This window comes from Bradyrhizobium sp. BR 1432, from assembly GCF_051547705.1.
Lineage (GTDB): Bacteria > Pseudomonadota > Alphaproteobacteria > Rhizobiales > Xanthobacteraceae > Bradyrhizobium > Bradyrhizobium zhanjiangense.
In genome coordinates, this window is the sequence record NZ_JBPUGF010000003.1 from 7,491,718 (window position 1) to 7,509,703 (window position 17,986).

Here is a 17,986-nt window from a genome sequence, read left to right on the forward strand (position 1 = left end):
GAGATAGAGTTATTGACCCCCAATGTGACACCTGTACGAAGCCGCGGACATCGTGGACAACTCATACCAAGAGTGGTCGCATCAGCCTGGTAAACATTACTGTCATATTTCCCGCTTAAGGGATGCGTACTGGTCCGGATCGGCGACGGCACGGTCCGAGACCCGCATGTTCAAGAGTGGGATCGGCGAAGGTATGGTGCGTATCGGCAATCAGGGCCGATCCCGGATGATTGCGCGCAGCATCTGCGTGGCGGCATTGATACTTTGCGCCGCAGCTGTACTGTCATCGTGCAATTTCGTGAGCGTCGGAGCTCCGCCGCCGGCGGAAGTCGACGTGCTCGACAAGGTGCGCTCGCTAGACATTCTGCCCCGGCAGACCCAGAACGTGAACGCCGTGCAGACCAATGCCGGCGAACGCAGCCGCGCCGCCGTCTATGAGGGGACGATCATCTCCGATGTCGCGGAAGTACGCGCGCAACGGCCGGCGACCGGCAACGGCTACGACCTCAATTTCGAAACGACACCGATTGCGACCGTTGCAAAAGTTGTCCTGGGCGACATCCTCAATACCGGCTACACGATCGACCCACGCGTGCAGGGCACGGTGACACTGGTTTCTGTTCGCCCCGTCGCAAAGTCAGACATCGTCTTTGTACTCGAAAATGCGTTGCGGCTCTCGGGCGTCGTGCTGGTCCGCGACACGGCCGGATATCGGCTGACGCCACTTGGCGATGCCGTCGGGTCCGGACAGATGGACGCGCAGGTCGCCAGTGCCGAGCCGGGCTATGGCGTCTCGATCGTGCCTCTACAATACGTGTCGGCACCGACCATACTGAAGCTGATGGACAGCTTTGCCACCAAGCCTGGCATGGTCCGCGCAGATGCAACGCGAAATCTCCTTCTGATTCAGGGCACTGGCGGCGAGCGCCGCACCGCTGTCGAAACCGCCATGAGCTTCGACGTCGACTGGATGCGCGGCCAATCCGTCGGCATCTTCCCGGTCAGCAACAGTGCGCCGGAACCGATCATCTCCGAACTGGAAAAGATCATGGATTCCGGCGAAGTCGGGCTCAGCCAAAGCCTCGTCAAGCTGCAACCGATCAGCCGGCTCAATGCCATCATGGTCGTCAGCCGGAAGCCCGCGCTTCTGCGCACGGCTGCGACCTGGATCAAACGGCTCGACCAAGCGGATACCGCGCGCACCAGCGTGCACGTTTACCGCGTCAAATATGGCGAGGCCCGCCAGATTGCGCAGGTGCTGACGGAGATGTTTGTCGGCGGGTCATCGGCCTCGCTCGAAAGCGCCGACAATCAGCTCGCGCCGGGATCGGGGTCAACGACGACGTCCAGCCCGGCCGACCGCCTGTCGCTGAACGCGAACTCCCCCACTTCAACCGGCGGCTTCGCCTCGCGCCCGTCCACCGGCATGAGCGGGGCCACACCGCAAGGGTTCGGCCAACCGCAGCAGGCGAACGGGAATTCACCCAATGGCAGCGCGCTCGATTCCCGAAGCACCGGCAGCACAGGACAACCGCTGATGCCGGGCGTACGCATCACGCCTGACACCGTCAACAACACCCTTCTGATCTATGCCGATCAGGGCAACTACAAGATCATCGAAGCCACCCTGCAGCAGATCGATCGTCCCGCTCTGCAGGTCGCGATTGATGCCACGATCGCGGAAGTCACGCTCAACAACGAGTTGAACTATGGGGTGCAGTTGTACCTGACCAGCCGTGATTTCGGCCTGCGGCCGGACAAGGGCTCCGTTCTGAACACCCAATCCACCCAGGCGCCGGGCACGACAACGAGCTCGGTCGCGGGTGCCGTCACCAACGCTTTTATCAACCGCGCCTTTCCCGGGTTCAACTTCCTGGTCGGTTCAGAGGCGCAGCCGAGCGCTATTCTCGACGCGCTGCATTCCGTTACCAGCGTGAAAGTACTGTCCAATCCGTCGCTGGTCGTTATCAACAACCAGGCCGCAACGCTTCAGGTCGGCGATGTCGTGCCGATCTCGACCGGCAGCGCCACGGTGCTGACCACGAACAATACAGTCGTCAATACGATCGACTATCGAAACACCGGCATCATTCTCCGCGTATCCCCGCGCATCAACGTCAACGGCAATGTCAGGCTCGAGGTCGAGCAGGAGATCAGCAACGTCTCGCCTGCGACCGCTGCGAGTCTGACGCCGACCGTATCCCAACGCCGGGTCAAGAGCTCGATCTCGGTGGCCACGGGACAGACGGTTTTGCTCGCAGGGCTGATCAGCGAGCAGCAGAACGGCGACCGCAACGGCATTCCGCTGCTGGATCAGATTCCGGGAATCGGCGACGCCTTCTCGCATCAGGGCAAGAAGGGAACGCGCACCGAATTGATCATCTTCATCCGCCCCCAGATCATCCGCGACAGCCTCGACGCTCACCAGGTAGCGGAGGAATTGCGGTCGAAATTGCGGGGCAGCGTGGGAGCGAGCACCGATGATCTGCGGGTCCCGACGGTACGCTAGGGCATTCGGGCTCGCGCGCCCGCGCCGCTTCGCGGCGAGCCTCATCGTTATCGCCTGTTGCTCGGCGGGGACGGCTCCGGCGCGTGCCGATGCGCTTGCCCGCGCCAACACAGCTTACGTGCGGGGAGATCATGTCCGTGCGGTCAATCTGTTGATGCCGCTTGCGCTGAATGGCAACTCGAGGGCGCAGGCCTTCCTGGGCTTCATGTCGGAGAACGGCTTCGGCGTGCCGCAGGCCTATGATGCCGCTGCTGATATGTATTGTCAGGCCGCGCTCCGCGGAAATCCGTTCGCACAGGCCATGCTCGGCCTGCTCTATGACAAGGGCCACGGCGTGCCACAGGATTTCGTACTGGCGTATAAATGGCTGAACCTTGCCGCCGCGCGGGCGCCGAAACGCGATCGCGACTATTACCTGCGGCTGCGCAACGCGGTCGCCTCGAAAATGTCGCAGGATCAGATCGCGGAGGGACAGCATCTGGCGCTCCGTTTCGCAGCTGGTCGCCCCTGACCTTGCCGTCACATTGCAAAAACGTGACAAGCTTCGATAGATGCCGGTGAGCGCGAAAAGCTCGAACCGCGAGCAGTCTCGGTTGAGCCATCATGGTCCCTACCCGTCCGACAGGTGATGAATGGACAACAACGCGGTCGCAGATATCTCCTCGCCTGGAATGACGATGCAATCCAATCCCGACAACGGCGCGACACTTTCCTCGGCCGACTTCGCGCCGCCCTCGGCTGACGCCCGGGATCATTCATCGATCAGTTCAGGCTGGGTTCTGATGTCGATCGTCGCCCCCTCCGGCTTCGCGGGCCTTGGCTATGAGATTGTGTGGACGCGCCAGCTGCAGCCTTGCGCTCGGCACCGAGATGATGGCGGTGTTGGGCGCGATCGCCGGCTTCTTCGGCGGGCTTGCGCTTGGCGCCTTCGTGCTGGACCGGCCGATCCGCCGCACCAGGTCGCCGCGAACGGCCTATGCGGTGTTGGAAGCTATCATCGGAATATGGGGATTGCTCTGCATATGGCTGTTACCTGCGGCTGGCCGCTCCTTGGCGCCGCTTCTCGGCCCAGAGCCGGCGCCAGCGCTGCTGTGGGCGGCTAGCTTTGGACTGCCGACTCTGATTCTGCTCCCAGCAACCGCAGCCATGGGCGGGACATTGACCGCGCTCGAGCGCATGGTGAGGGAGGCCCGCCACGGCTCCCGGGTAACCGCCGCCGTCTATGGAGCAAACACCGCCGGTGCCGTGGCCGGAACGTTGGTTTCCACGTTCGCCCTGCTGCCGGCTTTGGGCTTTTCCGTGACGCTCGCCTGTCTCGCCGGCATGAATGCGCTGTGTGCCCTGGGTGCGCTCATGCTCGGCGTGCGGAATACTGAAATGCCCTTGCAAGCCGTGCAACGATCCGAACGGATGGCATTGGAGTCGCGCCTAACACTCACCCTGCTTGCAACCGGTGTGCTCGGAATTGGCTTCGAAGTACTTGTCGTCAGGCTCGCGGCGCAGGTACTGCAGGATACGATCTATACTTTTGCGGGGTTGCTCGCGGCTTATCTGCTCGGCACCGCGGCTGGCAGCTTGGCCTGGCAACGCGCGGGCAACCGTGTCGATGACGCAAGCCTCGGGTTGCTCCTTGCAGGCACCGCGCTCACCTGCCTGCTGACCGCCTTGTTCATGCCGTCGATCGCCCGCGTCACGGACAGCCTGCTCGCGTGGGGTGTCGTCGGAGAACTCGCGGTTGCGGCCGCGCTGTTCCTGGCGCCATCGGCCGCAATGGGCGCGTTGTTCGGTCTGTTGGCAGAGCGGGTGCGCGAACAACGGGGGTCGCTGGGATGGGCAGTTGGCGTCAACAGCATTGGCGCGGCAATGGCGCCTATGCTGGCGGCAATCTTGATCATTCCTGCCCTTGGCGCATGGACGGCGCTGATTGCGGTCGCGCTCGGCTATTTGTTGCTGATCCCACTGCGCCGCGCAGCACTGATGTGGTCGGCGCTACCAGCGACGTTCGCGGTGATCCTGCTGCTGCTCCCTCACCCGTCCCTCACACGGGTGCCGGGTGGTGGCGCGCTGCTGGCTGTCAGGGAAGGTCCGATGGTCACGGCGAGCGTTGTCGATGATGCTTCCGGCGCCCGATATCTGGAAGTGAACGGCCGTTTCCGCATGGGTGGTACCAGTTCAGCACGGTCGGACTATCGGCAGGCGGTCTTACCGCTGCTCCTACATCCGGCCCCGCATCACGCCTTGTTCCTTGGCATCGGCACGGGCGCCACCCTGGCCGGGGGAGCGCAGGTGCCGGGACTTTCGGTGCACGGCGTCGAACTGTCGAAGGAGGTCGTCGAGCTGCTTCCCTGGTTCGCCGATCCGACCCTCAAAGGTCCGGCGCCTCGAATCACGGTTGCCGATGCGCGCCGCCATGTCGCGGCGGACAGCCGTCACTACGACGTCATCGTGGCGGATCTGTTTCATCCGGCGCTGGACGGGAGCGGCGCGCTCTACACGACTGAACATTTCGCCGCGATACGAAACAGATTGGCCCCCGAGGGCGTATTCTGCCAATGGCTTCCGCTCTATCAGCTCGATTTGCCATCCTTGCGCGCCATCGTGCGCTCGTTCCTGGAGGTCTATCCGGCTGGATCGGCATGGCTCAACCACTACAGCGTGCGCACGCCGATGCTCGCCCTGATTGGCCCTCGCGGCGGCGGCGGCCCCGACCTGGATACGCTTGATCAGAGGCTCGCCGAATCGTCCATCGCATCCATGGCGCGACAGATCGGATTTGAGACCGACATGGATTTGCTTGGCCAATATCTCGGAGGATCACGCGCGCTGTCTGCCTTCGCCGGCTCGGGACCTCGGAACACCGACGATCGTCCGTTCGTCACATTCGACGCAAACCGCAACGTAAAAGCCTTGAGCGAGCCACCGTGGAAATTGCTGCTTGCAGTGATCCAGGTGATGCAGCCCGATCCGGCCGAGCTCTTGCCTTTGTCGATACGTGACGCGCTAGGCCCGCGCCTGCTCGCGTATTGGCGCGCGCGCGATCGCTTCCTCGAGGCCGGCGCAACGCTGCCGGGAGATCCTCGCGGCGCGGCGCTGATCACGGCAGCAGCTCCGGGATTGCTGAACGCGGTGCGTCTTAGCCCGGAGTTCGAGCCCGCCTACCGCCCGCTGATCGCGATGGCGCGATCGCTGATGGCCTCCGATCCGGCGGCGGCGACGCACCTGCTCCATGAAATCGAGAAGGCGGCGCCCTCACGCATCGAGGCGCGGGAGCTGCTGGCGCATCAGGGCCGGCGGTGACCATGCCGTCCCGCTGGAGCGAACTCCGGCTCAAGGTGCAAAGTTGATGCGATAGCCCCAGCAATCCAGACTGTTCGGGAATAGCGTTGAACGCGATGGTGATGCGCTGTTCGCCCTGGTTTCTTGGCACCTCGTGATACAGATAGCTGGGGAATAGGACGAGATCGCCCGGCTCGGCTTCCGGCAATACGTATTTGCCGGCATTGAATGGTCCAATGGCAGCGGTTCGCGTGTGGTGGCGAAAGGAGAAATCAAATCCACCGGGTGGCCGCACGAAAACCGTCTTGCAGGCCGGATGCGATGGCGTAAGGTACAATATGCCGGAAACAAAACTGTTGGCATGCGAATGCAGTGCCTGACTGCCGCCGTTTTCCAGCATGTTCGTCCACATCTCCTTGACCGTCCAGCGCAGCTTCTCGCCGAACAGGAGGTAGCCGAACTCCACCAGCTTCGGGATGGTCAGCTCAGCGATCTCGCGGAACAGACTGTTGTCGCGCGGATCGGCCACCTGCGTATGGAACAGCTGGTCAGAGCGCAGATTATTCTCAATGCGCGCATTGCGGATTGCTGCGACGGCGGCTTCGTTCAGCACCTGCGGCAGCAGTCGCGGCGAACGCAACAAGGGGATCGGGAAAAGCGGCTCGATCTGATCCATTTCGCAAATCTACCTGTTCTTGGGGCGGACCCGACAATGCGCGATCAAAGATGACACTGCGATGACGGCAAGGATGATTTGCGAAGCCCTCCCCTATTCGTCGGGCTTGAGCACTTTCAGCTTTTCGCCGGGCGGGACGTCATGGCGTCGTTCGCGGACCTGTTCAACAGCACGCGCGGCCATCTCCAGGCACTCGTCGAATTCACCATTGCCGGCTTCAACCAGGGCTTGCTGCAGGTGACGCTCGGCAAAGTAGCGGGAGAGATTGTCCGGGGCAAGTCTGCGGCCAAGGTGCGCGCCTCGCCGACCGCAGCCTTGCAATCTTCCAGCGTGGGTTCGTCCGAGGCGGGCGCAACGTCGGCCGCAGCGGCCGTGCCGCAGCTGGCGCCAATGACAAGGCACAGCGCGCAGACACTAATTCGCAAGCAAGAGTGGCACATTTCGCAATCAAAGGTTCCGGCGGGAAAGCTGTAGCTTCCCGCCGGACGACCTCGTTGTACCGTTATTGATGGCCGTCGTGGTGTCCCTCGTCGTGGCCGTTATCGGCCCGACGCGACAGCCTGCGCGCCAAATCAGCGTTCGTTTCGACCAGCAGCTTGGGCGAGCCCTCCGGACGGACGAAGATGGGATTGGCGTAGAACCATACGTTCGAGTAGGCCTGAACGTCGTGGGTCACTTTCTTGACGCCATTCACCGCTTCCAAATGTGCCGGGCAGGCCGGGTCGGTGCAGCTCACCTGCGCATTGTTGGCGTCGAGCAGCGGATTGCCTGCCGAGTCCGAGACATTCGGGGTGCCAACCGGAATATCTGGTTCCGCGTGCGCGGATATAGAAGGGAGTCTGGCCAGCGGTGAACGTCGTCGTGAACCGCAGCCGGACCGAACCATCCCGACCGTGTTCGCGATGCATCTGCGTCGCATTGATCTGCTGCGCGATCTTCGCCGACGGATTGTACACAATCGACGCACCGGCCGTGCCCGCCGCATTCGGAACCGCATACCCCGGAGCATCCGGTGCGATCACGCCGGTGATGTCCCCCGTGATCAGATCGACATGGTCGACCGCCGGCTTGTCGAGCGGCTGCTTGATCCCCACCGGCACCAGCAGAGGATTGTTGAAGCTGTAGGGGCTGTTGTTCTTGGGGGGGATGGTCATCGCCATCTCGAGCGTCACTCGATCGCCCGGCCTCACGACCAGCGTTTCGCCCATGCCCTTCCATTCCTCGCCACGTGCTCGGGCACGGAACACCAGATCGGGACCGATAAGCTCGGCGTTAACCGAGTAAGAGTTGCCCGAACGCATGCCGTCGATGACCGATTGCGCCGAGTGATGTCCGGCATTCGGAACGTACAGTTTGGTGTACTCGCCGGGAATAAAATCGGCTGTCGTGAACGAATCGCGCGCGCCGCCCGCGCCGCGGTTATGCCAGTCGGAGCTTACATAGACGAAGAAGTTGCGACCTTCCCCAGCAGACCATCCCAGAGTCCGCCTACCTTCGCGGTGTAAATGCCCGCCATGCCGTATGTGCCGCCGCCAACCGCACCGCTCCCGTAAGATCCGGATCCGCCGCTGAGTCCGCCCTCGGCAAAGTGACCGGGCGACTCGATGCCGAACGCGACGGTCGGTCCGGCATTGTTGAAACTGCGGAAGTGCTCGATGTTGTAGCCTTTGGTGCCCGTCGGACTGAACGGTCCCTGGCGCTCGGTGTGGGTGGGAATGACATAGGATTGCAGCGGATAATTCGCCTGCAACCACTTGATGCCTTCCAGCGCCTTCTGGTGGCCGGCCGTGCCCGTATTGTTGACGTTGTCCTTACCCGGCCAGAGCTGGTTTTCGCCGTCCACGAGACCGATCGCGTCGGTATCGGCGCGGTCGAAGCGATATTCGAATTCCGCCATCTTGTCGGCACTGCCGTGGCCCCTCGGGTGCTGGCCGGCAATGACCGCCACGTCGACGTGCTCGTGGCCGGGCGCGATCCACTCGAGACCCTCGATCAGCACCTTGTTGTACATCGGCGTACGATTGACGATGATCGGGTATTCGACCTCCGGATCGACTGCCAGCGCCACATCTTCGCATCGCTGCCGGTGCCGTTTGGCGTGCCCTTCAGGCTGGTAATCGTGATGCCATCGATGGTTTGGCCGAGCGTCTGATTCCACGTCCTCGTGGTGTCGCCCGGAAGGTTGGCGCTCGTGTCGCTGAAGCGGCAGTCGCGGTTACCCGAACCGCCGTGATTGCCGAGAGTGAACCAGTCGAGATCGAAGTTGTTGCCACCGCCGGCCGCGACGCCCCTTCCGACCGCGCGGTCGATCGCATAGCCCGCGGACACCGAACCATCCGTGCAGGTGTTGTGATTGTGCATGTCGCCGGCAACGTAAGGATTGCCCCTGTGCCCATCGCTGCCCCACTGCTGGGCTTCAGCGCTCTGGGTTAGCGCCAATGACGCCGATGCTGCGGTCAACAGAATCGCTTTGGTAAATGGAAACATCTATCGCCCCTCTTCGGATTTAATTTCGTCGGTACGGCAGGAAGGAAAGGAATCTCAAGCGGCCGTAGCGAGCCGCGTTTGATTGCACTCTCTGCAGTCCGGACAACAGCAGACTTCAGAGACAATTGCGTGAAGCTTTTGTGTTGGCGCGCAGAGCGCCCACGGAAGCCCAGACACTTCCACCTGCGAACACTTCCGTCTGCAAATTTTCTCTTGCACGAGACACACGATTGTGGATGACAGATGGAGAGCTCTGTCGGCTGTCAGCGGCCGCCAGTTACCCTCTGAGAATTGTAAAGCTTTTATGTCAATGTCAGCGACACAGATTGAAGTGCAGTCCTCTCAGATGTTGCACGCCGGACGCTCCGACCATGAGAGCGCGGAAGCTGCGCAGGGCGTGACGCGTCATTCGCGCTCTATCATCTCAACGCTCATGCGCTTATCGCGCGAACCGCTACTGCATTTCGCTCTGCTTGGAGGGATGATCTTCGCAGCCGACGCGGCTTTGCATCCGGCCGCCAAGGACGAAAAGGTGATCACCGTTACCAAGGCGTTGCGCCAATCCTTCGTCGAGAACTTCGACGAGGATAAAGAACGCACGCCTTCCGACGACCAGCTTCAGAAACGGATTGACGCCTGGATCGCGAGCGAAATCCTTTACCGCGAGGGCAAGGCGCTTGCCGTGGACCGCGGCGACGAGATGATCCGCGACCGAATTGCGTTCAAGATGCAGTTGCTGATTTTCGATCAGATTCGGATCGCGAAACCGACCGAAGAGCAACTGCAGGCTTGGTTTGCCGAAAATCACGCCCGCTTCGACGAGCCGGAACGCGTTTCGTTTTACATTACCCCGCCGACGGATCAGACCACGGCGCAACGTCAGCTCGAGGACATTGTCCAACAACACGAATCAGCGGAGTTGCAGCAGCAAACTCGCGCAATTCTCGCCCGGCCCGTCGGAAGCCTGGCCGCATCTTTCGGCGAGGATTTCCGCGATGCGCTGCTGAGCATGCCGCAGGAGCAGTGGAAGGTGTTGCGGTCCAAGGAGGGTTGGCACGTTGTTCGCCTCGACTCGCGGCGTGAAGGAGCGCTTGCTAGTCTCGAGAAGGTGCGGGATGAGGCCGCCAGGACTTGGCAGACGGAAGAAACGCGCAATCTCGCCTGGGAAGCGGTCAAGCGGCTCAAGGCTTCCTATCAGGTGCGGTACGAGCAGTGATGGCGTCCCTGTATTTGCGATTGGCGCTGCTCATCCTCGCCGTGCTCGTGCAACCCTGCGCGCTCCGCGCGCATGAGGCAACGCTCGGCGTGCTCGAATTCCGCGAGGTTCGATCGGGTGCGTTCGTCGGCCGCTGGACCATGCAGCCGTCGATCGGCGCTGGACGGGTCGATCTGCGGGTGCCGCCCCATTGCTTCCTCCGGCTGCCCGAAATGAACTGCGGCCAAAAAGGGTTGGTCGGCCCGATCACCATTACCAACCTCGGCGCCAACATGTCGGCTGTGCTGATCAAGATCATTCCGATCGAAGGTGAGCCGCGCAGCTACACGATTTCGACTGCGAATCCAGTGGTGTCCGTACTCGGCACTGGCGCACCGACGCTTCAGACCTGGATCGAGCTCGCCAAGAGCTATGTAAACTACGGAATCGATCACATCCTTTTGGGCGCCGATCATCTGTTGTTCGTGTTGGGCCTGATCTGGATCGTCGGCGGCGGGTGGCGGCTGGTGAAAACGATCACCGCCTTCACAATCGGACACAGCGCTTCGCTTGCTGCGGCGGCTTTCGGCCTGATCGGTGTGCCGGAACGCCCACTCAACGCCTGCATCGCATTGAGCATCGCGTTCCTCGCAGTCGAAATCGTTAAGCAACAGCGTGGAGAGATGGGCCTTACCGCTCGCCATCCGTGGGCTGTCGCATTTACGTTCGGGCTCGTTCATGGCATCGGGTTCGCTGGCGCTCTGGCAGGACTTGGGCTCGAAAGCCGTCTCCTGCCGGCGGCGCTGCTCTTTTTCAATGTCGGCGTGGAGATCGGCCAGCTTGCCTTTGTGCTGCTTGTGCTCGCGTTGATCTGGGCGCATCGCCGGCTCGGCGCCGTCTTGCCACGCTGGGGAGACGCTCTCCCGGCCTACGCCATCGGTACCGTTTCGATGTTCTGGTTCTTCGGCCGTCTTGCGCGCGTGCTCGCGACCATGTGAGAGCAAGGAGTAAGCTCATGTCACCGCGCATCATAACGTGCCTGGCTGCGCTTGCCGCGCTCTGCCTCGCACACCCCGCACTCGCGCACGAGCAAACCGGCGAGCAGGGCGGCTTGGTCAGTGGGCTGCTGCATCCATTGACGGGGATGGACCATCTGGTTGCGATGGTCGCAGTCGGAATCTGGGGGGCGCAACTCGGCGCGCCGGCGATCTGGGTACTGCCTATCACCTTTCCGCTCGTGATGGCACTGGGCGGCGTCGTGGGTGTGCTGAAAATTCCGCTGCCGGTGCCCGAGATCGTGATCGCGCTGTCGGCGCTCGCGCTGGGTGCCGCGGTCGCGATGCGTCTGAAGCTGCCGTTTTCCGTCGCGGCTGCGGTGGTTGCCGTGTTCGCGATCTTTCACGGACACGCGCACGGGGTCGAGCTTCCGGGTTCGGCCAATCCGCTGGCCTACGGCATCGGCTTTGTCGTTGCCACGGGCATGCTCCACCTCTGCGGAATTGTCATTGGAATCCTGACGCGGTGGCCTGCCGGAGCGCGCGTTGTTCAGGCTCTCGGTGCAGTCATTGCGGCGCTCGGATGCTACTTCCTCGTGCACAGTCTCGGAGCCACCGCATGAACATTCGGCTCGGCGGTGTTTGGATTGCGGCTGCCACCCTGCTTGCCTCCACAACCGCATCAGAAGCGCACGTCATTGCTGCGCGACTTGGCGATTTCTACGTCGGTGCCGTGCATCCTTTCACCGACCTCCATGATATCATCCTTTGGCTGGCGATCGGGATTCTCGGAGGCTCGCTCGGAGCTTCAAAAGGACGGTGGCTTGTCCTGGCGTTTCCTCTGGGGCTGCTCGCCGGACTTTCCCTTGTTGCGGGCCTCGGATTCGTGCCGTCCGAGTCGTCGGCCTTGCCTGCAGCAATGATTCTGCTCGTCGGACTGCTGCTGGCGGCGGCAATGCCAGTTCCAGCAACGCTCTTGTGCGTCATCGTTTTCGCCTTGGCAGCGGCGCGTGGCGCGGCGAATGCAAGCAATCTCGAGCCGGAAACCAATCGGCTGCTGTTCGCGGCAGGATTGGCCAGTGCGGGTTACGCAGTCACCACATTGATCATGGCCCTCACGCTCACGTTCCAGCGACCGGTTAGCGCCGGCCCAACTGCATGGCGCACGATCGCAATTCGCGCGTTCGGCGGCTGGGTCGCCGCAATCGGGTTGATGATGACCGGACTCGCGTTCGCTTCCTGAGTCGGTCGTTGGTGCGGACACCTTAGCCTGAAGCGAGAGAGTGCTCCGAGCCACCGGGCAACGAGTTAACCGGTAAGCGCAGCCATCGCCAGCCGCCCGCTTTTGCTGGCGCATCGATTCCCGCGAGCGGGGCGTATTGGCTGGTGTGGTGCCCGCTCGATCTTGGTCTTTAGGTATGACATTGTTGTTCAATCGTCATACCGGCTTGCTACGTGAGTGGGCTGGCTTGGGTGCGTGCAGTGGTCATCGACTGTACCAGGTATTGTGCGGGGGCGTGTCAGTGCGTGGGGCCTTGTTGTTGCGGATATTTGCCGCCACCACTTCGTCCGTCGTGTGCGCGTTCCCGGCAGTGGCGCACGAAGTAGCCACAACAGCTAACTCCAATCAGCTTCCGCCCGTCACCGTCACTGCAGCCGGTGTGCAGCCCAATCGGGTCGCCCGGCCCAAACGGGTCCAAAATCGCGGGACGCACCGCGCTACCGCAGCCCGGTCCGAGCTGCCAGTCGCAGTCGGCGCCAACGACGTCACTGCCGGCGATTCGTCCGACAAGACCGCTGCCCTGCAGCCCACGGCCGTCAGCGCTATGAAGATCAGCGGCGCCGAAGTGAACGCGGTGCCGTTCGCGCGGGTCGGCGAGGCCTTGGAAGCCGTGCCCGGCCTGATCGTCACCCAGCATTCCGGGGAGGGTAAAGCCAATCAATATTTCCTGCGCGGCTTCAATCTCGACCACGGCACCGATCTCGCCATCAGCGTCGATGGTATGCCGGTCAACATGCCAACGCACGGTCATGGGCAGGGCTATGCCGACATCAATTTCCTCATTCCCGAGCTGATCCAGTCGGTCAATGTCCGCAAGGGTCCGTACTTCGCCGATGTGGGCGATTTCGGCACCGCCGGTGCAGTGGCGATCGACTACCTCAACAAGCTGCCGAAGAATATCGCGGAGATGACATTTGGCAGTTTTGGATATCGCCGTGGATTGGCGGCAGGCTCGACCGCCATCGGCGACGGCACGCTGCTCACGGCGATCGAGGCTACCAAATACAATGGCCCTTGGGAGTTGCCGGACGACGTACGCAAGATCAACGGCGTGTTGCGCTATAGCCAAGGCACCGCCACCGACGGATTTACGCTCACCGGAATGGCCTATTCCAACGGCTGGAATTCGACCGACCAGGTCGCGCAGCGCGCCATCGACCAGGGCATCATCAGCCGTTTCGGCACACTCGATCCGACCGACGGCGGCACCTCCAGCCGCTTCAGCCTATCCGGCAATTGGGCGCAGTCGAGCGCGTATGGGCAGAGCAAGATCAGCGCTTATATCGTGCGCTCGGATCTGGAGCTCTTCAACAATTTCACTTACTTCCTCGACAATCCCGTCAACGGCGACCAGTTCAACCAGCTCGATCGCCGTACCTTCGGCGGTTTCGATGCGCGGCACGCCTTCGACTGGCGGTTTGGCGGCTTGGTGACGCAAACCCGTGTTGGCGTGCAGAGCCGCTACGACGACATCCATGTCGGCCTGTTCAAGACCGAACAGCGCAATGTGCTCTCGACCGTTCGTGACGATCGCGTGCAGGAAGGCAACGTCGGCATCTGGACGGACAGCACCACGCACTGGAACGACTGGCTGCACACGACCGTCGGGGTCCGCGAGGACATCTTTGCCGGACACGTGCTGAGCGACACGCCACAAAATTCCGGCAATGCGCAGGCGACGATGGCAAGCCCAAAGACCGGCATCGTGCTCGGTCCCTGGTTCAAGACCGAATTCTTTGGCAATGCCGGCTATGGCCTGCACAGCAATGATATTAGAGGCGCGACCATCACAGTCGATCCAAACGACAAGGTGACGCCGCTCGAGCGCGTGCCGCTGCTGGTGCGCTCGCGCGGCGCCGAGCTCGGCATCCGCACCAGGGCGATCGAAGGCCTCACCAGCTCGGTCGCGGTGTTCGTGCTCGATTTCGACTCGGAACTGCTGTTCGTCGGCGATGCCGGTACCACCGAGCCGAGCCGGCCGAGCCGTCGCATCGGCGTGGAATGGACGAACAAATACAAGCCGGTGCCGTGGCTGTCGTTCGATCTCGACATTGCCTATACCCGCGCGCGCTTCACCGATTTCGATCCCGCAGGCGATCGCATTCCCGGTGCGCCGGCGTGGGTGGCGAGTGGCGCAGTTACCTTTGGCAGCGAGACCGGCTGGTTCGGGGCACTCAAGGCGCGCTATTTCGGCCCGCGTCCGCTGATCGAGGATGACAGCGTGCGGTCGCTGTCCTCGCTGATTTTCAATGCCCGGGCGGGGTATCAATTTGAAAACGGCGTGAAGCTGCAGCTCGACGTGCTCAATCTCTTCAACACGCAGACCAATCAAATCGAATACTATTACCTGTCGCGCCTACCGGGCGAGCCGATCGGCGGTTTCGCCGATCGCCATATTCATCCCGCCGAGCCGCGCGCCGTGCGGTTGACAATAGCAGCTCGGTTCTGACGGTCCGCTTCGGTCAATTGCGCCTTTTCGCTGATCGAATTGGCCCTAAGTACGGGCCGATCGTCCGAAGGTCGACGTGGGTTCTGAAGGCGCGAGAGAATGTCGTTTGCGAGCCGCGGCGGCTTCTGGGGGCACACCAAAAGCGAGAGCATCGTCCGGAACATCGGAATTGAATTTGACAACGCGCCCGCAATAGCAGAGCAGGTCGACCTCTGGACCGACTGGGCAGAGCAAACTCTGTCCCTCCATTGCAGCCTGCTTCAGGTCAGAAGCTGAATTATCAGGCTGAAGAACGGGCGGCCTTCGGCTAACTGCCCAGAAACTTATCGAACCCAACCAAGGCACCAAAAACGGCCGCAGTGACGGTAAGGAAGGCGACGAAATACCAAAGGCGATACATGCCGGGATAACCGGCTGATCGATGATTGGTTCATACCCGGCAAGCTCCTCGCCCGTCTGGTGATCTAGGCCGAGGATGGACGAGGAGCTGCAGCGTCGGTCCTTGGTCGCGCAACTAAGCTAAAAACGTGCCATGACAGTCCTGTCAAACTATCGGCCTCGCAATCAATGAATATTGAGTTTATCCAGCGGCGGTTGAAGTTCGGCCGCTCTCTCCGCGCGATCCTTCTTGCGGAACTCGTTTTCTTTGCGTTCGAACTTGATCATCTCCTGTTGGGCTGCTTCGAGCAGGCGATTGCGTCTAGCCGCGTCGTGCTGGGTACTGTCGGTCATGACCAGGTCCTTTTGCGGTCCCACTCCCAGACAAATCGGGAGACGGCGCCAAGCTTCGGTGCCTGAAAATTACGGATTTATGACGGCGGGAGATCAGCATGGCTGTTAGAAGAAGCGCGGCCGGGCTCGAAATAACTGGTCAGTTACCGCCGCCGCCCAGATCCGTCCGGTTTGGATCATAAAGTCAGGTTCGGAACTGATCGGCGCGATGATCCGAAACGCGCCTAGTCCGAACTCATGCGGCTCGCCGGAACCGGTGCACACGTCGTGCGCACGCCACCCTTCAACCGATTGAAACGCTTGAGCTCTCGCTCCAATCCATCATGGGCTAACTCGGGCTAAGCTGAGCAAAACAGAGGCAACATGAGCAACCTTCAAGAAGCGAGCGATATCGCCATAGGTTCAAGTCGAGAGTGCGTTGCCTCATTTCGTCATACATGTCGGAGCTGCGATACGCTCTTCAACGTTCCAGCTCGGCGAGAACTGTCAGCATGGGGCAAGAATTCTCGCGGAGATTGCGCGATCGCCCTTGTCAGGTGACGTGACAGGCAACCAGATGCTCGCCCCCTCCGCCGCCTCTTCGAGCGATGGCTCACTTTCGCCAGGCGCGTCCTGATCGGCAACTTGACAACGGATTAAGAACGACATCGACTGCATCACAGTTGGCGACCTGCCGGCATGTTGCGCGACGCTCGCTTGGCGCTCTTGGTCCGCCACTCAGAAACCGGACGCGCTGGCCAGAATACGCGCGGTGATGACGCGGCCTTTCCCCTCAGATCTATAAGGCGGCGCATTCGGGGCACGCAGACCTGCTCCGCGTCGTAATTATCGACAACATAGCGGCGGGCGCTTTCGCGGAGCACGGAAAATTTTGCCGGCTGCTCGAGCACTTCGACGACCCGCCCGGCAAGCTCGTTAACTGCGAAGAATGGGACCAGCAGGCCATTTTCGCCCGAATTGATGACTTCGCGCACCGGCGACGTGTCAGAACCGATGACGAGGCAGCCAGTGCTCATCGCCTCCAGCATCGACCAAGACAGCACGAAGGGGTATGTAAAATAGACGTGCGCCGATGATACCTGAAGGGCTGCAATGAAGGTCTGGTACGAGACTCCTCCCATGAAATGAACACGCGACAGGTCCAGGCGATCGCGCATCTCGTCAAGGAAGATCGACTTCCAGTTTGTGCCCGCCGGGGGCGGAAGTCCGTAGGATACGCCATCCCTGCCGATGATGACGATCTGTGCGTTCGGCCGCCGTCTCAAGATCTCAGGCAGCGCGCGCATGAAGATATGGTAGCCCCTAAGCGGCTCGAGATTGCGCGCGACAAACGTCACGACCTCGTCGGACGGTCGGACGTGCTGTCCATTCGGCAGCAGCAGGCGCGCCTGCTGATTCGGCCGCATGCGCGCCGTGTCGACGCCCTCGTGAATTACGTCGATCTTGCCCTGGTAATGTGCGGGAAACGTCGATTGCTGCCATTTCGTTGGCGAGATGCCCATCTCGCAATCCTCAAGCGCGAGCAGGGTCGTCGCATTTTTCAACTGGAGCCCGATGTGACCATCGAGCCCAGGCATTGGAAATTCCGGATCAAATCCGATGTCACGCCCATCGGCCCCGTAAAAAAATTCGCAATAGATCAGCAAACGTGCCTTGGGAAACATCGTACGCAACGGCAGCGTCTCGCCCCACCCGGGATGGGCGAGAATCAGATCCGGCTTGAATCCAGACGTCGCTAGACTCGAAAGACTGTACAGCACCTGTTCGGCACGCCGGCACTCGACATCGAAGCGCCGTGCAAATGGATGCGTTCCTGAAACGTCAGCGTCAGGAAGCGCGTATTTGATCAATCGTACGGACGGCATCGATCTTGCAGTCGATGCACCGACGGCTACGACCTCGAAGCCAGGCTCCTTGGCCAAAGCAGCCGCAATGTTGCGATACTGTGCCGGGAAATTGTTGTGAACGATTAGGATCTTCATCGACGCCGCTCTCGGCCCAGCCCCTCGTGGCATGCAATCAATCGGGAATGAATGCAAGCATGGGCGATATCTATAGCAAGAGTTGGCGACAGCGAAGCACGCAGATTCCAACAGGCAATTGAGTTCAAGATTTATCTGTTCTCGTCTTGCTCGCTTCGTGAGCAAAGGCGCCATCTGATTGAACAGACTCAAACCAATCCGTCATGACACGACTGTGTCACTCGTCCACAAGTTCCCGATGATTAAACTGCTGAAGTATCTCTTCGCCTCGAAGCTTTCGATATGCCTGACATTTTCCTGCCCCAAATTAGAGCGATTAAGTCCAAACGTATGCCACTTTGGGTTTTGTTCTCGCCACGCGAGTTTTTGATGATTGCTTTAGTCTTAGAGGCCCAAGTCCAAG

At 61.2% G+C, this 17,986-nt stretch carries 11 protein-coding genes and 2 pseudogenes; 9 read left to right on the forward strand and 4 right to left on the reverse strand.

The window, feature by feature from the left end; all coding sequences use genetic code 11:
• The first annotated feature begins 193 nt into the window (after nt 1-193).
• From gspD to ACSKB8_RS36465, 3 genes are all read left to right on the forward strand, one after another.
• Nucleotides 194-2,509, forward strand: a complete 2,316-nt coding sequence (gene gspD / locus ACSKB8_RS36455; protein WP_438110808.1) for a type II secretion system secretin GspD — start codon at nt 194-196, stop codon at nt 2,507-2,509.
• Complete coding sequence (locus ACSKB8_RS36460; protein ID WP_438109368.1) at nt 2,481-3,020, forward strand: tetratricopeptide repeat protein; 540 nt, start codon at nt 2,481-2,483, stop codon at nt 3,018-3,020. The genes gspD and ACSKB8_RS36460 overlap by 29 nt, the downstream gene beginning before the upstream one ends.
• Nucleotides 3,021-3,379: 359 nt before the next feature.
• Nucleotides 3,380-5,806, forward strand: a complete 2,427-nt coding sequence (locus tag ACSKB8_RS36465) for a spermidine synthase (protein WP_438109369.1) — start codon at nt 3,380-3,382, stop codon at nt 5,804-5,806.
• Nucleotides 5,807-5,836: 30 nt separating this feature from the next.
• Here ACSKB8_RS36465 and ACSKB8_RS36470 read toward each other — a convergent pair.
• Nucleotides 5,837-6,461 (reverse strand): annotated as a pseudogene (locus tag ACSKB8_RS36470) (putative 2OG-Fe(II) oxygenase).
• A gap of 141 nt (nt 6,462-6,602) precedes the next feature.
• Between ACSKB8_RS36470 and ACSKB8_RS36475 the strand changes: the two are divergent.
• Nucleotides 6,603-6,935: a hypothetical protein gene (locus ACSKB8_RS36475; protein WP_438109370.1), complete on the forward strand. Its 333-nt coding sequence runs from the start codon at nt 6,603-6,605 to the stop codon at nt 6,933-6,935.
• A gap of 28 nt (nt 6,936-6,963) precedes the next feature.
• On the opposite strand, the pseudogene ACSKB8_RS36480 reads toward ACSKB8_RS36475, so the two are convergent.
• Nucleotides 6,964-8,948 (reverse strand): annotated as a pseudogene (locus ACSKB8_RS36480) (hypothetical protein).
• A 310-nt stretch (nt 8,949-9,258) separates the two neighbouring features.
• On the opposite strand from ACSKB8_RS36480, the gene ACSKB8_RS36485 reads away from it, so the two are divergent.
• The 5 genes from ACSKB8_RS36485 to ACSKB8_RS36505 all read left to right on the forward strand — a co-directional run bounded on the left by ACSKB8_RS36485 (nt 9,259) and on the right by ACSKB8_RS36505 (nt 14,869).
• Nucleotides 9,259-10,164, forward strand: a complete 906-nt coding sequence (locus tag ACSKB8_RS36485) for a peptidyl-prolyl cis-trans isomerase (protein ID WP_438109371.1) — start codon at nt 9,259-9,261, stop codon at nt 10,162-10,164.
• Complete coding sequence (locus ACSKB8_RS36490; RefSeq protein WP_438109372.1) at nt 10,164-11,141, forward strand: HupE/UreJ family protein; 978 nt, start codon at nt 10,164-10,166, stop codon at nt 11,139-11,141. Before ACSKB8_RS36485 ends, ACSKB8_RS36490 begins: the two co-directional genes overlap by 1 nt.
• A 17-nt stretch (nt 11,142-11,158) precedes the next feature.
• On the forward strand, nt 11,159-11,761 hold the full coding sequence (locus tag ACSKB8_RS36495) for a HupE/UreJ family protein (RefSeq protein WP_438109373.1): 603 nt from the start codon (nt 11,159-11,161) through the stop codon (nt 11,759-11,761).
• A complete protein-coding gene (locus ACSKB8_RS36500; protein WP_438109374.1) occupies nt 11,758-12,381 on the forward strand; it encodes a HupE/UreJ family protein in 624 nt (207 codons plus the stop codon). The genes ACSKB8_RS36495 and ACSKB8_RS36500 overlap by 4 nt, the downstream gene beginning before the upstream one ends.
• Nucleotides 12,382-12,712: 331 nt before the next feature.
• On the forward strand, nt 12,713-14,869 hold the full coding sequence (locus ACSKB8_RS36505; RefSeq protein WP_438110810.1) for a TonB-dependent receptor domain-containing protein: 2,157 nt from the start codon (nt 12,713-12,715) through the stop codon (nt 14,867-14,869).
• 564 nt (nt 14,870-15,433) lie between these two features.
• On the opposite strand, the gene ACSKB8_RS36510 is transcribed toward ACSKB8_RS36505, so the two are convergent.
• Complete coding sequence (locus ACSKB8_RS36510) at nt 15,434-15,601, reverse strand: hypothetical protein (protein WP_438109375.1); 168 nt, start codon at nt 15,599-15,601, stop codon at nt 15,434-15,436.
• A gap of 656 nt (nt 15,602-16,257) precedes the next feature.
• Nucleotides 16,258-17,583 (reverse strand): glycosyltransferase family 4 protein, encoded by a 1,326-nt coding sequence (locus ACSKB8_RS36515; RefSeq protein ID WP_438109376.1) that lies wholly within the window; start codon nt 17,581-17,583, stop codon nt 16,258-16,260.
• Nucleotides 17,584-17,986: the final 403 nt, after the last annotated feature.

Bases quoted from the DNA above. Each gene is read 5' to 3' on its own strand.
- gspD (WP_438110808.1), top strand. From the start codon at position 194: ATGGTGCGTATCGGCAATCAGGGCCGATCCCGGATGATTGCGCGCAGC.
- ACSKB8_RS36500 (WP_438109374.1), top strand. From the start codon at position 11,758: ATGAACATTCGGCTCGGCGGTGTTTGGATTGCGGCTGCCACCCTGCTT.
- ACSKB8_RS36495 (WP_438109373.1), top strand. From the start codon at position 11,159: ATGTCACCGCGCATCATAACGTGCCTGGCTGCGCTTGCCGCGCTCTGC.
- ACSKB8_RS36515 (WP_438109376.1), bottom strand. From the start codon at position 17,583: ATGAAGATCCTAATCGTTCACAACAATTTCCCGGCACAGTATCGCAAC.
- ACSKB8_RS36485 (WP_438109371.1), top strand. From the start codon at position 9,259: ATGTCAGCGACACAGATTGAAGTGCAGTCCTCTCAGATGTTGCACGCC.
- ACSKB8_RS36510 (WP_438109375.1), bottom strand. From the start codon at position 15,601: ATGACCGACAGTACCCAGCACGACGCGGCTAGACGCAATCGCCTGCTC.
- ACSKB8_RS36460 (WP_438109368.1), top strand. From the start codon at position 2,481: ATGATCTGCGGGTCCCGACGGTACGCTAGGGCATTCGGGCTCGCGCGC.
- ACSKB8_RS36475 (WP_438109370.1), top strand. From the start codon at position 6,603: ATGGCGTCGTTCGCGGACCTGTTCAACAGCACGCGCGGCCATCTCCAG.
- ACSKB8_RS36465 (WP_438109369.1), top strand. From the start codon at position 3,380: ATGATGGCGGTGTTGGGCGCGATCGCCGGCTTCTTCGGCGGGCTTGCG.
- ACSKB8_RS36490 (WP_438109372.1), top strand. From the start codon at position 10,164: ATGGCGTCCCTGTATTTGCGATTGGCGCTGCTCATCCTCGCCGTGCTC.